Here is a 13,687-nt window from a genome sequence, read left to right as displayed (position 1 = left end):
CCCCTTGTCTTGATGGGTGCTGGTGGGGCGTGGTGTCGGCCTACTTGGCCGTCACCACCTCCTGCTTCCAGGTGTCGGCACGCGGCGCGGCCAGGTCGCCCTTGCCGTCGGGAAAGCGATCGGAGACGTCGAGCCCGAAGATGCGCTTCGCGTTGAGGCCGAGGATGTTCCGCTTCGACTGCTCGCTCAGGAACGGCAGATCCCAGATCGTGGAGGGCAGGTCCATGTCCCAGTGCGGGTAGTCGGACGAGTAGAGGAGCTGGGTGTCCGCATTGATCATCTCGAAGGTGAGTTCGAGCGCCTTGTGGTTGTTCACCATCTCCATGGGCTGGGTCGTGTAGTACATGTCGCGCATGTACTCGCTCGGCAGCTTCTTCAGCGCCGGCGCTTCCGAGGTGCGCATGCGGTAGTCGTTGTCGAGCCGCTGCATCAGCCAGGGAATCCAGGCGAGGCCGGATTCGATCCAGATCACCTTGAGCTCCGGAAAGCGTTCCGGCAGGCCGTTCACTACCCAGTTCGCGCAATGGACGGCATTGAAGAAGGTGAAGCCGACCGCATGGGCGGTGATGAAGCGGTTCGTCAGCGAAACGAGCTGGTCGTTCCAGTGATAGGACGCGTGGAAGGAGAGCGGCAGGCCCATCTCCTCCAGCAGCGCGTAGGTCTTCATGTAGGCGTTGTCGTAGACCGGCTTGTAGCGGGTCGACACCACCATGAAGCCGATGACGCCGTCCTTCTTCCCGTATTCCTGGACCATCTTGTAGGTCGCGTCGGGATCGTTGAACGGGAGGTACAGCATCGAGCGCAGGCGCTTGTTCGCCGGCAGGATGTTGTCCGTGATCCAGCGGTTGTAGGCGCGGGCCATGTTGACCTCGACCTCCGGCTGCGGGTGCAGCCCGAGGAAGAGCATCGGGGTCGGGAACAGGCAGGCATAGTCGACGCTGAGCGCATCCATCCAGCGCAGCGTCTGGGCGACCTCGCGCGGGCGCCCGTCCTGCGGGATCTTCTCATGCTTGCGCTCGAGATAGCGCGTCACGCGCCCGCCGAGGTCCTGGTAGCCGGGCTGGTCGTAGAGAACCGCGCTCGGGCCCTTGTAGGCGTAGGTGTTGATCGCGACCTGCTTCAGCGACGGGTCCTCGATGTATTCGAGGATCTCGGCGAAGTTGTCGGTCTCGTAATGGTGGCAATCCACGTCCACGACAAGGACGTCGTCCAGCCCGCGCAGATCTGCCTGCTTGCGCGCATTGGCGAGGTGCTGGCCGGTATGGAAGCCTTCGATGTTCATGTCGAAGGCGGGCGTGCTGGAACGGTACAGCATCAGAAGGAACCTCAGAAAATCAGCGGGTGCCGGACCAGGACTGCCACATGCCGAGTTCGAATATCTCGAGATTGGCGGCCTTCAGGAGGGCGGAGGCGGTGACGAGGACGGCCGTCGCGCCCATCGTCGGGTTCTCCTCGATCGGCGGCTGGCGGAGGCCCGCGTCGAAACGGGCGCCGTAGGTAGCGACGAGCGCGGCCATCAGGTCCTGGATCGTGCCATCCGGGAGGTCGACGGCCAGGCCGCTCGCCGCGAGCGCCTGGAGGTCGCGGGCGAGATCGGAAGCGCGTGACGCGACGTCGTCGGGAGAAGGGAGGGGGAGGGGCGCCTGTCCGGAGCCGACGACCTCAGACAACGACATAGATCCCATCCTCCCTCTCGACGGTCTGAAAGCGCTTGAGGCCGTGCTTGCCGTCGCCGGCGCAGCGCCCCGTCTCGATGTTGAATTCCCAGCCGTGCCAGGGGCAGACGATATGAAGGTCGTCCTCGCAGAAGCGCATTCCCTGGTAGGTCTTATCTTCCGCGATGATCTCCTCGACGCGATGGACCATCAGCCCTTCGCAGACCGGACCACCCTGGTGCGGGCACATATTCAGGTAGGCGTGAAGCTGACCTTTGGCGCGGATGACGCCGATCTGACTTCCATTTGCCGTAACGAAGGCTCGTGCGCCTTCTGGAAGATCTTCGGATCTTGCAACGAATAGCTCGGGCATTCCTGTCCTCTGACCGGATCTGCGGCGAGCAATGTCGCGGACGCCAAAGTTCGGCAAACGAGCAATCGTCAGCGCGGCATGAGCAAAATTCAGGGGGAGCGCGGCCCGTGGCATGGGCCTGTGTCGGGCGTGTGGCGCGGCGAGACCTGTGGTCGGGTTCGCCCGGAAATCGGAGCGAGGTGTGCAGCGGGAGGATGCGCCGGAACGAGCTTCGAGCCGTTCCGGCCTGGCACGCATGTCGACCTGCGGCTCGGGCCGTCTCTCGTGCGGCCCTGCTCGCTCGTGAACACGGTCGATTGGATTGAGACCTACCACGTCGCGGTGAAGCTGGAGCCCGCCTCGCGCGGAGGCTTCAAGGAGGGGAGCCCATCCACTATTCGCTTATGGCCGCCCGCCAGGAGATCGCCGCTCGGGAGTGACGCGTCGATCCCCGCACCAACCTGAAGGGCGGCTCGCACTGCGATATCCCGCGCCGGTACCCTCTGTCAGCTGCGCCAACTTGGGACTCGCGTCGGTTTCCCAGACAGTGCTCGTTTGCCCCATGAGGATCAGGTTGCGAAAGCGCCAGGCACTACGCCTTGCGGACGGATTTGGATGAAGCTCAGCGCGAGGTGATTGTGGCCGGACGAACTGCGAGAGCATCGGTGAGTTGGGGTCACGCAGAGCGATGCGCTGCTAAAGGCTCCAGCCTTGCTGATGCGTTCAGAACCTTCTCAAAGCCGAAGCGTTAGCCGGTGCAGACAGGCAGTGAGATGCTACGTGACCATCGGAAAGAGGTCGAAAGGGTCTGTCTCGCATCCCGTCGCGCCTTCTGCCATGGTGGCGTGGGAGCGCTGCTCGCAATGACGGCGCCGACGCTGCCCATCTTGGCGGCGGAAGACGGGCCGGTGGTCAAGCTCCCCGCGGGGAAGCTTCGCGGCTCGCGCCTGCCCGGTGTCGTGTCGTTCAAGCGCGTGCCGTATGCGGCCAATCCTTTCACGGCACAGACCCGGTTCAGGGCGCCACAGCCCGTCATGGCATGGACCGGGGTTCGTGACGCGACCGGGTTCGGCCTCCCGCCTCCCCAGCCCGGCCGTGACACGCCGCCGACGTTGTTCGGCGGCCCGGACGACCTCACGCTCAACATCTGGACCCCCGATCCCGAGGCGAGCGGGCTGCCGGTCATGGTCTGGCTTCCGGGTGGCGCCTTCATCCGCGCCGACGCGGGCGAAGCCGCCTATGACGGCACCCGGTTCGCGGCGGACGGCATTCGTCTGCGTGACGGTGAATTACCGGGTCGGGGTCGATGGGTTCATGGCCATCGAGGGCGCGCCGGCGAATCGTGGCATCCTCGACCAGATCGCCGCGCTCGAATGGGTGCGCGATAATATCGCGGCGTTCGGGGGCGATCCCGCGAATGTCACGCTGTTCGGCCAGTCGGCAGGCGCTGAGAGCGTCGGCATCCTGCTGGCCTCGCCTCGAACCGAAGGATTGTTCCGGCGCGCCATCCTGCAAAGCCCACCGATGCAGGCGGTGACGACGCAAGAGGCCACCCGATTGGCCACGGCCCTGGCAGGGAGGCTTGGGCTCCGCCCCACCATCGCGGACCTGTCCAGTGTGTCGCTCGAAGCGCTGACAGACGCAGCCGTCGCGCTCAACACGGCGATCAAGGATCGCACGAGTTGGGGCCGGCTGTCGCTCGGCGGAACCGCGTTCCTGCCGATCATCGACGGCGCCGTGCTCGATGCATCACCGCTCGCCATGCTGGCGCGCTTGCCGAAGCCTGGCATCCCGGTGATCGTCGGCAGCACCGGTCAGGAGGCGCGGCTCTACACCGTGCCCAACGGTGACATCGACAAGGTCACGCAAGCCGAGGTCGACCAATTCGTCGGTGATCTGCAACTGCCGGCAGACACGGTCGACGTGTACTTGCAGAACCCCGACAACAGAACAGTCGGAGATGTGTATACCGCGCTCCAGTCCGACTATACGTTCCGCATTCCCGCGTTGCGCATCGCCGAGCAGCGTAGCCGCGCTGGAAACGCGTGGCATTACAATTTCGCCTGGAAATCGCCTGCCTTTGGCGGGCGCCTCGGCGCGGCGCATTTCGTGGACGTGCCATTCTCCTTCGGCACGCTGGAATCCGAGCAGGCAACGACCTTCATCGGCGACGATCCCCCCGCCACGCTTGCCGATGCAATGCACAAGGCGTGGGTGGCGTTCGCGCGCACAAGCGATCCGGGCTGGCCGGCATACGGCCTGACCGAACGCGCCACGATGCGCTTCGATGTGCGGTCTGGCGTCGTCGACGATCCGGAAAAGGCAACGCGTATCCTGTGGCATGAAATCAGGCTGTGACGATCGGGTTTCTTGCCAACCCGCCATTGCCAATCGGGCAGAGGAAGCGAGACGCTTCCTGATCCCCGTAGTGCCGCCGCCAGCCTTCGATCCACTCCTCGGCCTTCAGCACCCGGCGGGAACAGGTCAGCAACCCACGTTTCTGATCTCGATCAATGCGGAGTGTCCCGATCGGAAGATGCTCGTTTGAGGCTTCACGGGCAGTAGGAGGCCGACATGCGTGCGGCTCACCGGAGGTTCGATCGGGTGTCGAGTTCTCCTGCCGCTGTCGAGATGGCGCCGAGGTCAGCCCCCAGGTTGGGCCTGGATGTACCTCTGACGATAGAGTCGGAGGCATTGCGGTTCTCCGCTCGCAGGATCGAGGCATACGCCGATCATAGCGCGATGATGCGGTGCAGCTCGGCCAACAGTGCGGCCGATCTGCTATCCGCATCCCTGGCCCGGATGGTCGCCGACCACCGGAAGGAGTCCGGAACCGTGATGCGGCGGCTCGAGCGCGCGATCCCGGCCAAGGCAGCCTGATCCGACATGCCGGGCCCAGCTCCAGACACCGCGGTCCTGGCGCAGGCTCACGGATGGCCGGATGGTGAGCCGCGCCGGGACTGTCTAACGGGTAGCTGGACGGCCGACCGCGCCGTCGAACTCGAGCGGCGCCTTGCGGAACTGACAGGCGATCTCGGCCCGCCGCGACGGCTCGTCCTCGATCTTTCCGGGATCGAGCGCCTCGATACCGTCGGCGCATGGATCCTTGATCGCACGCAAGACACGATGCGTCGCAAGGGATACAGCGTCGACATCGTACACACACGACCGGAGCATGAGACGCTCCTCCGCGAGGTCGCCGCGCACGGCTTTCGCCGCCCGCCCGCGCAGCCCGCCTATCGCTTCCGCGTCTTCTCCGACATCGGGAAGGCGGTCGTCGACGCCGGCCGCGACCTCGTCCGGGCGGTGAGCTTCCTTGGCGAGATCATCGTCGCCACGACACGGGTCGCGAGTTGGCGCCATCATTTTCGATTGGCGGCCTTCGTGCACCAGATGGAACTCATCGGCCTGCGCGGCGTGCCGATCATCGCACTGATCTCCTTCCTGGTCGGCTGCATCATCGCCCAGCAAGGAATCTTTCAGCTGCGGCGGTTCGGGGCCGTCCCCTTCGTGGTCGAACTCGTCGGCATCTTGAGCCTGCGCGAACTCGGCGTTCTCCTTACGGCCATCATGGTGGCGGGGCGGTCCGGTTCGAGCTTCACGGCCGAACTCGGTTCGATGAAGATGCGCGAGGAGATCGATGCCCTGAGGGTGATGGGGTTCGATCCGGTTGAGATCCTTATCCTTCCCCGGCTCTTCGCGCTTCTGCTCGCCCTGCCTTTACTGACCTTCGTGGCCGATATGGCTGCCCTTTTCGGCGGAGGACTGGTCGCCTCGTTCTACGGCGACATCAGTCCGTATGCCTTTCTGGCCCGCCTGCAGGGAGCCATCGGCATGAACACCTTCATGGTCGGTATTCTGAAGGCCCCGTTCATGGCGATGGTGATCGGAATCGTCGCGTCCATCGAAGGACTTTCGGTTGCGAGCTCGGCGGAGTCACTCGGCCAGCACGTCACCTCTTCCGTCGTCAAATCGATCTTCATGGTGATCGTCGCCGATGGCTTCTTCGCCATGTTCTTCGCCGCGATCAACTACTGAGATGGCCGGGCCTCGGGCGAGCGTTCCCGATCCGGTCATCCGGGTCCGCGGCCTCGAAGCTGGCTTCGGGGAGCGGCTTGTCCTGAAAGGCCTGGATATCGATCTGTTCCGGGGGGAGATCCTGGGACTCGTGGGAGCGTCGGGAAGCGGAAAATCCGTGCTCGCGAGAACCATCCTCGGCCTCGTTCCGAAGCGTGCGGGGACGATCGAAGTACTCGGACGAGACCTCGACGCACTGTCGCCCGAGCAATTGCGACAGCTCGAGCAACACATGGGCGTGCTCTTCCAGTTCGGGGCGCTGTTCTCCTCCTTGACGGTGAAGGAGAACATCCAGTTGCCGATGCGCGAGCACATGCATCTGCCCGAGCACCTGCTCGACGAAGTGGCCATGCTGAAGCTCGACATGGTCGGGCTGTCGCCGGATGCCGCCGCGAAGCTGCCCTCGGAGCTGTCCGGAGGCATGATCAAGCGTGCGGCGCTCGCCCGCGCTCTCGCGCTCGATCCGGACATCCTCTTTCTCGACGAGCCGACGTCCGGCCTCGACCCGATCGGCGCAGGCGAGTTCGACGAGTTGATCGCGACCTTGCGAGACACGCTCGGGCTGAGCGTCTTCATGGTGACCCATGATCTCGACAGCTTGGCAGGTATCTGCAACCGGATCGCCGCCATCCATGACGGCCGTATCGTGGCTTCCGGTACATTCCAGCAGATGCTCGACTGCGAGCACCCTTGGGTTAGGACCTACTTTCGGGGCAAGCGGGCACGCGCCGCGGCAGGTCGCGACATATCGGCCCCGAGCAACTGAACGCGTTGCGCTGCTACTTTCCCCATCGGCAGCGATGGCCCGATGCTCGGCCGGGAGGGCGTCGAGGTGAGTGGCCCCGTGGAGGCCCGGGGCAAGGCCCTCCAGGCACCGCGGAGCTTCGCGCCGAAAGCTTGGAACGGCTCAAGGACGAGAACGGGTGGCGGTGCGAAGCCCCCGATCAAAGCGGGCTGCTGGTCTGTTCGGTCCGGGTGCAGGCCGTAAACCGTAGGCGAGGGATGGCTTGTTTAGCTAGACACGCCTTCGATGAAATAGGTGCCTCGTGGCCCAGCAAATGATGCAAAACGTAGCATCAATACTGCGGCACAAGCCGTTCCTCCACGAGCGGTATGTGCATTTTGCAGGACACGCCCCGCCGGTCGTAATCGAGCTCTATGACGGCGTTGCATTGCTGCGTCAGAACGCGTCCGAGCAAGACGGAGCCAAAGCCCTTGCGTTGCGGTGGTTCGACTGGTGGCCCTCCCAGTTCCGTCCAGGCAAGTTGGAGCTGACGTTCCGGCCCATCCTCCGTCAACGTCCAGTCCACTTCGACCCGTCCTTGCGGCACCGACAACGCTCCGTACTTCGCGGCGTTCGTCGTCAGCTCGTGGATCGCCATTCCTACCGGGACCGCCACGTCGGCGGACAGTTCAACCGGCGGCCCGTTCAACCCAATCCGCTGCTGTGCGGCGTCATCGTAGTGGCCAAGCTCGTTCTGCAGCATCTCAATGAGCGACGCATTCTGCCAATAGTCTTCGGTCAGCAAATTGTGCGTCTTCGACAGGGACACGATCCTGTCCGAAAAGGATCGATAGAATTCCTCGGCCGAGAGCGTGTTCCTGAAACTGGCGCCAAGCAATCCCTGGACGGTCGAGAGCGTGTTCTTCACGCGATGATGGAGCTCACGGATGAGCAGTGACTGCCGCTCCGCGGTGGCCTGGCGTTCCCTGAGGTAGAGCTCGGCCTCCCATTGTCGTTCCCGGGCGCGGTATGCGGAACGGACCGCACTTACCAGAACGGCCGGATGAAACGGTCGCTCGAGCAGTGTCACGTTCCCGAGCAGGCTCGTGACATGCCGCGCGGGCGATGCCCCCCTGACCGTCAGAAGGATGAAGGGAAAGTCGGACCAGGGCGGCTGCTGCTCGATCCAGCTCGCGAGTCCGCGTCGGTCGGAATTGCGAAGCGCCTCCTCCGAGATCACGGCGGCGGCCGCTCTGTCGAGTTCTGAGACGAGGCTCTCGAGGCTGGCGCAGGGTGTTGAAGCGATCCCGACCTCATGGAGGATTGCCGACGCGACCGCGCCATCTCGCCCCATTGGGGTTAGGATCAGCACGGACACTTTTATCGCCCGCCTGAAGCGCCTGCTGCACGCGGATCCAGGAGCGAGTCACGCTCGCCTTCGTAACTCGGCACGCCCGTGAGAACACCCCGGAATCGCTCCAGAGGTGGCCCGACGCGCAAGCCTTGGCTGTCGATCCGGAACTCGCGGATCGTGTCTTCGTGCGGGCCTATTCGGCGCTTGAGGACGGATAGAGCTCTCCGAACCCGGCCGTCGGACTCGAAAAAGCGCAGTATAACCACCGTGTCGCTTAGATATGTAAGATCGACCGGCGAGGACATGTGGCCCACCATCCCGTGCTGGGCCAAGATCAATATCGTGATTACGCCCTGCTGATTGAGGTAAGACAGGAGCTCGTGCATCTGGAGGACGAGGAACGGCTGTTCCGGCATCGCGTTCAGGTAGCCAGTCAGGCTGTCGATGACCACGACCTTGGCACCTCGGTGCTCGACCGCTTCGCGCACACTGTCTGAAAACTCGCCCGGGGTGACGACGGCCGGATCTATCTGCGCGATCTGCAGGCGACCTTCTTCGATGTGCGGTGCCAGATCGAAACCAACCCCCTTGGCGCGCTCAAGAAGGATCCCGCGCGTTTCATCGAAGCTGATGACAAGAGCCCGTTCGTTACGGGCCAACGCGGATTGGAGATATCCGAGGGCCAGAGTGGATTTCCCCGACCCGGATGGGCCGATCACCAAAGTGCTCGTGCCTCTTGTCAGGCCGCCCCCGAGGAGATGATCGAGTTCGGCAATACCGCTCGGAAGCACCTCGAAGGCGAACGAAGCATGATGATCGGCTGCAACCAGGCGAGGGAAAATGCGCACGCCGCCTCTTTGGATGATCATGTCGTGGTGACCACCGCGGAACGTGGTACCTCGCATCTTGATCACGCTGATCCGCCTCCGCTCCGCACCGTATGTCGGCACGACCTGTTCGAGGCGGATCACGCCATGGCTGATCGAGTGCAGATTGAGCGCGTCCCGTTCAGACGAAAGATCATCGAGCATCAGGACAGTGGCATCGTGCGTCAGAAAGTAACTCTTGAGCGCAAGTACCTGGCGTCTATAACGAAGTGACCCTTGGGAAAGGATCCGAATCTCCGAGAGTGAGTCGAAAACCACACGACTAGGCTTCACGCGCTCAATTTCGGCAACGGCCATCGAGACCGTTTCTCCGAGCTCAAGATCGGATGAATGAACAAGCGTCTGCTGCTTTCGCGGATCGAGGCTTAATTCCGGAGGAACAAGCTCGAAGATCTCGATGCCGTCTAAGGACCAGCCGTGGCGTGCCGCCACGGATTGTAGCTCTCGTTTACTTTCCGAAAGGGTGATGTAGAGGCAGGTTTCGCCCTGCTCAACACCCGCGATCAGAAACTGCAGCCCTAAGGTTGTCTTGCCCGAGCCAGGACGCCCCTCAACGAGGTGAGCACGATTGGCCGCATACCCACCAGCCAAGATCTCATCAAGACCCGGCACTCCGGTGGGAAGGGGTCGCGCATCAGATTGTGTTGGAGCGGTCATCGCAGCCTATTGTGTGTCCAGCCGTCCAGCCGCTTTCCCAGAGCTTTACGCTGCAACGCGGGAAAGTCGGACGATCATTCCCGAGCGACCAACCTGCCCAACCGCCCCCGCACCCGGTTGGGCTGCGCGCGGGGCTTGTGTCGCCTTGTAGACACAAGCCCCGGTGAACGTCTGTCCACTAGTGAACACAAGCTCGCTCGGGGTGCACTTTTGAACGGAATGCCGGCCCCGGCGTTTGCCCGCAGGGAAGCCACTGGGAGTAGGTGCGTCTCGATGCCCGTCGCGAACAATCTCGATGATCTCGCTGGACGGATAGCGGAAAACAACCTCTTGAGCGCGCTTCGGCCGGACGATCTGGCGATCGTCGCTCCCTCATTGCATCACTGGCAAGGCGAAGCGGGCATGATGCTCTATCAGCCCGGTGACGAGGTCAGGTTCGTCTATTTCCCGTGCGGCCCGAGCCTCGTCTCCTTCGTAGTCGACCTTGACGGCGGCCAGGCGGTGGAAACGGCACTGATCGGTCGAGAGGGAGCAGTCGGCGGGATCGTCAGCCACGGGCGCCTGCCGGCATTCGCCCGATCTGAAATCCAATTTCCGGGGCACTTCCTCCGGCTATCCACAGCCGACCTGGTTGAGTTCGAGGCAAGGTCGCCGAGCCTTCGGCACCTCTTCGCACGATATGCGGATTGTCTCCTCGCCCAAGTGTTCCAGTCGGTCGCCTGCAACGCCGTCCATACGATCGAGCAGCGAACCGTGAAATGGTTGCTCGCGGCAATCGACCGGACGGGCGACCACGACGTACCCCTCACACAAGAACAGCTGGCAAGTATGCTAGGGGTTGGCAGAAGCTATATCAGCCGAGTGATTCAGAGCTTGAAACGCCGCCACGTGCTGGAAACACGACGCGGGCGGGTTCGCGTGCATGATATCGATACCCTGAGGCGATGTTCATGCGGCTGCAACGTGACCCTGCGGCGCCACTTCGACCAGGTCTTGGCCGGTGTGTATCCTTCGATCGAGGAAAGCTCGAAGCAGAAGGCGCAAGCGGGCTCGAGCCGCCCCGCCACACTCATGGAAGCCTGAAAGATCGGGACGCCCGCGATCACGAAGTAGTTAAGAGGTAAAATGAACCCGGCGCTCGCTGGCCAGCATGCTCCGACGCCCTCGCCTTCCGATCGGTAAGCGCTTTCGGCAATTGAAGGCGCATCTACTCAATCCCGCTTGAGCGGACTTCGAGAGGCCTGAACAGCATATTCGAGCGGAGCGGCGAGACTAGTCTAGCGAGTCGCAGCGCGAACCGGCGCCGCTCCGGCGCGGGCATGCGGAAGCGGCTACATCGCGCTCGGTCGATGCCGAGCCGCTCAGTCACCCGGTACTTGGCACCGTGGATTGGCGCGTTCATCTGAAACTCGCCCGTCCGCTGCCGACCACCCGTATGGCCGCGATGTTTTCCCTTTCTTCTGCGGCAGCCAAGCCCGCTTAAGCCTGCTCGTTGAACCCTTAACCGTGCCTCGTAAGCAACTCGGGCAAAGCAATGTTCCTGTTGTGTTCTGAATGGAATGTATGCGCTCGAGGCGGGGGAGCGGATTCAGCTCAGCGCTTGCTGCGATGCGCTGGATTTTGATGAAGCCCAAAGCGGTTCCGGCCCGGGGCGGGTGCCTAAACCCTGTGCCTGTTGTGCCTGGGGCCTACCGCAGGTGTTTGAAACAGCACGGTGGCGCTCCCTAGGGGACTCGAACCCCTGTTTTCGCCGTGAGAGGGCGACGTCCTAGACCGCTAGACGAAGGGAGCTGTCCGGCAGGTCCGGCTCGTATAATGACCTGTCGGGGCGGCCACAACCCCTTACGGCCCTCATTTCGATCTTCCGTCACGACATTCGTGTTTTCACCAAGGCCAGAGGCATGACGCTGCGTATCCATCAGCTCGAGGCGGGGGCGCCGCCCGAGCGGCTCGACCGGCTGCTCGCGGCGATCTGGCCCGACCTGTCGCGCTCTCGCCTTCAGGCGCTCATCCGCGAGGGTCGGGTCACGATAGGGGGAGGGGCCGTGTCGGATCCTTCCGCCAAGCCGTCGGGGCCGGCCGAGATTCGGCTCGACGAGCCCCCGCCTGCGGAGGCCGCGCCCAGGCCCGAAGCCATCCCGCTCGCGGTGGTGTTCGAGGACGACGACCTCATCGTGATCGACAAGCCTGCGGGGCTCGTCGTGCATCCGGGCGCGGGCAACGAGACGGGCACGCTGGTCAATGCGCTCCTCGCCCATTGCGGGGCGAGCCTGTCGGGAATCGGCGGCGTCGCCCGGCCCGGCATCGTCCACCGGCTCGACAAGGATACGAGCGGCCTTCTCGTCGTCGCCAAGAACGATCTCGCCCACCATTCGCTGGCGGAGCAATTCGCCGATCACGGCCGCACCGGGCCGCTGGAGCGTGCCTATCTGGCTTTCGTATGGGGTGCGCCCGAGCCGAGGCGCGGCACGATCGAGCGCGCGATTGAGCGCAGCAAAGCCAACCGGGAGAAGATGGCCGTGGTGGCAGAGGGCCGGGGCCGGCACGCGGTGACGCACTACCGGGTGGAGGAGACGTTCGGGGAGAGCACGGAGCCCATGGCGAGCCTCGTCCGCTGCGAACTCGAGACCGGGCGCACGCACCAGATCCGCGTCCATCTCGCTTTCGTGAAGCATCCGCTTCTGGGGGACGACGTCTACGGCGCGGGCTTCAGGACCAAGGCCGCACGCCTGCCGGAGGCGGCCAGGGAGGCGCTCGAAACCCTCGGGCGACAGGCGCTGCACGCCGCGCTGCTGCAGTTCGAGCATCCACGCACGGGAGAGACGATGCGCTTCGAGAGCGCGCTGCCACCGGAACTCGAGCGGCTTCATCGTGCGCTTGCGATGTGCGATGGCGCACCCCCGTCAGAAACGACAGCGGTCAAGGTGGGACCATAGCGAACGTGATGCGTTATCTGCCCAACGGCGGACGGCGCCTCTGTTTAGCCATGCTTCCCATCACTATATGAATGGGTCGCGCGGCCGCCATCTCACGGGGTCGCCGCGGGGCCTGCTCCTAGGGGGGCCCCCGAGGAGGTCATAATGGCATCATTACCGTTGCTCGCCAGCGAGGGCGGGCTTTCGCGTTACCTGAACGAAATTCGTCGGTTCCCCATGCTGGAGCCGAGCGAAGAGTTCATCCTGGCCAAGCGCTGGCAGACAGATGGTGATCGCGAAGCCGCGCACAAGCTGGTGACATCGCATTTGCGGCTCGTGGCGAAGATCGCCATGGGATATCGCGGCTACGGCCTGCCGATCAGCGAGGTCGTGAGCGAGGGCAATGTCGGCCTGATGCAAGCCGTCAAGCGCTTCGATCCGGACAAGGGCTTCCGGCTCGCGACTTATGCGATGTGGTGGATCAAGGCGGCGATCCAGGAATATATCCTGCGCTCGTGGTCGCTCGTGAAGATGGGCACCACCGCGAACCAGAAGAAGCTCTTCTTCAACCTGCGCAAGGCGAAGGGCCAGATCTCGGCGCTCGACGAGGGCGACCTCCGGCCCGAGCAGGTTCAGCAGATCGCAACCAAGCTCGGCGTGACCGAGCAGGACGTGGTCGACATGAACCGCCGTCTGGGTGGCGACGTGTCGCTGAATGCACCGTTGCGCGAGGAAGGCGAGGGCGAGTGGCAGGACTGGCTCGTCGACGAATCAGCGAGCCAGGAATCGGTTCTCGCCAGTTCCGAGGAAGGCTCGAACCGGCTGGCGGCCCTGCGCGAAGCGCTGGACGTGCTCAACCCGCGCGAGCGGCGCATCTTCGAGGCGCGGCGGCTCGCCGACGATCCGATCACGCTCGAGGAGCTGTCGGGAGAGTTCGGGGTGTCGCGCGAACGCGTGCGCCAGATCGAGGTCCGGGCCTTCGAGAAGGTGCAGGAGGCCGTGAAGCGCAATCTCGCCTCGCGCGAGACGGCCCGCCCTCAACCGGCTCTCGCAGCCGGTTGAGGGC

At 63.9% G+C, this 13,687-nt stretch carries 12 protein-coding genes and 1 tRNA gene; 7 read left to right on the top strand and 6 right to left on the bottom strand.

Annotated elements, in window-relative coordinates; translation table 11 throughout:
- Positions 1 to 40 precede the first annotated feature (40 nt).
- The 3 genes from ACO2SS_RS12430 to ACO2SS_RS12420 are packed head-to-tail and all read right to left on the bottom strand — an operon-like array spanning position 41 to position 2,142.
- A complete protein-coding gene (locus ACO2SS_RS12430) occupies positions 41 to 1,315 on the bottom strand; it encodes an amidohydrolase family protein (RefSeq protein ID WP_423277970.1) in 1,275 nt (424 codons plus the stop codon).
- A 19-nt stretch (positions 1,316 to 1,334) separates the two neighbouring features.
- Positions 1,335 to 1,676, bottom strand: a complete 342-nt coding sequence (locus ACO2SS_RS12425; RefSeq protein WP_423277969.1) for a hypothetical protein — start codon at positions 1,674 to 1,676, stop codon at positions 1,335 to 1,337.
- The gene (locus ACO2SS_RS12420; RefSeq protein ID WP_423277968.1) at positions 1,663 to 2,142 is read right to left on the bottom strand and encodes a Rieske (2Fe-2S) protein; all 480 of its coding nucleotides are present in this window, start codon (positions 2,140 to 2,142) and stop codon (positions 1,663 to 1,665) included. Before ACO2SS_RS12420 ends, ACO2SS_RS12425 begins: the two co-directional genes overlap by 14 nt.
- A gap of 728 nt (positions 2,143 to 2,870) precedes the next feature.
- Between ACO2SS_RS12420 and ACO2SS_RS12415 the strand changes: the two genes are divergently transcribed.
- The 4 genes from ACO2SS_RS12415 to ACO2SS_RS12400 all read left to right on the top strand — a co-directional run bounded on the left by ACO2SS_RS12415 (position 2,871) and on the right by ACO2SS_RS12400 (position 6,850).
- Complete coding sequence (locus ACO2SS_RS12415; protein WP_423277967.1) at positions 2,871 to 3,395, top strand: carboxylesterase family protein; 525 nt, start codon at positions 2,871 to 2,873, stop codon at positions 3,393 to 3,395.
- Positions 3,322 to 4,365: a carboxylesterase family protein gene (locus ACO2SS_RS12410; RefSeq protein WP_423277966.1), complete on the top strand. Its 1,044-nt coding sequence runs from the start codon at positions 3,322 to 3,324 to the stop codon at positions 4,363 to 4,365. Before ACO2SS_RS12415 ends, ACO2SS_RS12410 begins: the two co-directional genes overlap by 74 nt.
- 528 nt (positions 4,366 to 4,893) lie before the next feature.
- Positions 4,894 to 6,045, top strand: coding sequence for an ABC transporter permease (locus ACO2SS_RS12405; protein WP_423277965.1), 1,152 nt, complete (start codon positions 4,894 to 4,896; stop codon positions 6,043 to 6,045).
- A gap of 1 nt (position 6,046) precedes the next feature.
- A complete protein-coding gene (locus tag ACO2SS_RS12400) occupies positions 6,047 to 6,850 on the top strand; it encodes an ABC transporter ATP-binding protein (RefSeq protein WP_423277964.1) in 804 nt (267 codons plus the stop codon).
- Positions 6,851 to 7,160: 310 nt separating this feature from the next.
- On the opposite strand, the gene ACO2SS_RS12395 is transcribed toward ACO2SS_RS12400, so the two are convergent.
- Together ACO2SS_RS12395 and ACO2SS_RS12390 are read right to left on the bottom strand one after the other, a co-directional pair.
- Positions 7,161 to 8,162: a sensor histidine kinase gene (locus tag ACO2SS_RS12395; RefSeq protein WP_423278090.1), complete on the bottom strand. Its 1,002-nt coding sequence runs from the start codon at positions 8,160 to 8,162 to the stop codon at positions 7,161 to 7,163.
- 26 nt (positions 8,163 to 8,188) lie between these two features.
- Positions 8,189 to 9,706 carry an ATPase domain-containing protein gene (locus ACO2SS_RS12390; protein ID WP_423277963.1) on the bottom strand — a complete coding sequence of 506 codons (1,518 nt, stop codon included), beginning with the start codon at positions 9,704 to 9,706 and terminating at the stop codon, positions 8,189 to 8,191.
- A gap of 273 nt (positions 9,707 to 9,979) precedes the next feature.
- Here ACO2SS_RS12390 and ACO2SS_RS12385 point away from each other — a divergent pair, with 273 nt between their 5' ends.
- The gene (locus ACO2SS_RS12385; protein ID WP_423277962.1) at positions 9,980 to 10,789 is read left to right on the top strand and encodes a Crp/Fnr family transcriptional regulator; all 810 of its coding nucleotides are present in this window, start codon (positions 9,980 to 9,982) and stop codon (positions 10,787 to 10,789) included.
- A gap of 632 nt (positions 10,790 to 11,421) precedes the next feature.
- On the opposite strand, the gene ACO2SS_RS12380 is transcribed toward ACO2SS_RS12385, so the two are convergent.
- A tRNA-Glu gene (locus ACO2SS_RS12380) sits at positions 11,422 to 11,497 on the bottom strand.
- A gap of 110 nt (positions 11,498 to 11,607) precedes the next feature.
- Here ACO2SS_RS12380 and ACO2SS_RS12375 point away from each other — a divergent pair.
- Together ACO2SS_RS12375 and rpoH are read left to right on the top strand one after the other, a co-directional pair.
- Positions 11,608 to 12,642 carry an RluA family pseudouridine synthase gene (locus ACO2SS_RS12375; protein ID WP_423277961.1) on the top strand — a complete coding sequence of 345 codons (1,035 nt, stop codon included), beginning with the start codon at positions 11,608 to 11,610 and terminating at the stop codon, positions 12,640 to 12,642.
- Between the two features lie 144 nt (positions 12,643 to 12,786).
- Entirely contained in the window at positions 12,787 to 13,683 is an 897-nt protein-coding gene (rpoH, locus tag ACO2SS_RS12370) for an RNA polymerase sigma factor RpoH (RefSeq protein WP_423277960.1), read from the top strand.
- Positions 13,684 to 13,687 lie beyond the last annotated feature (4 nt).

The organism is Enterovirga sp. CN4-39, assembly GCF_049446235.1.
In the GTDB taxonomy this organism is placed as follows: domain Bacteria; phylum Pseudomonadota; class Alphaproteobacteria; order Rhizobiales; family Beijerinckiaceae; genus Enterovirga.
Note: the sequence above shows the minus strand (reverse complement) of the source record. Positions and strands in the feature narration are given on the sequence as shown.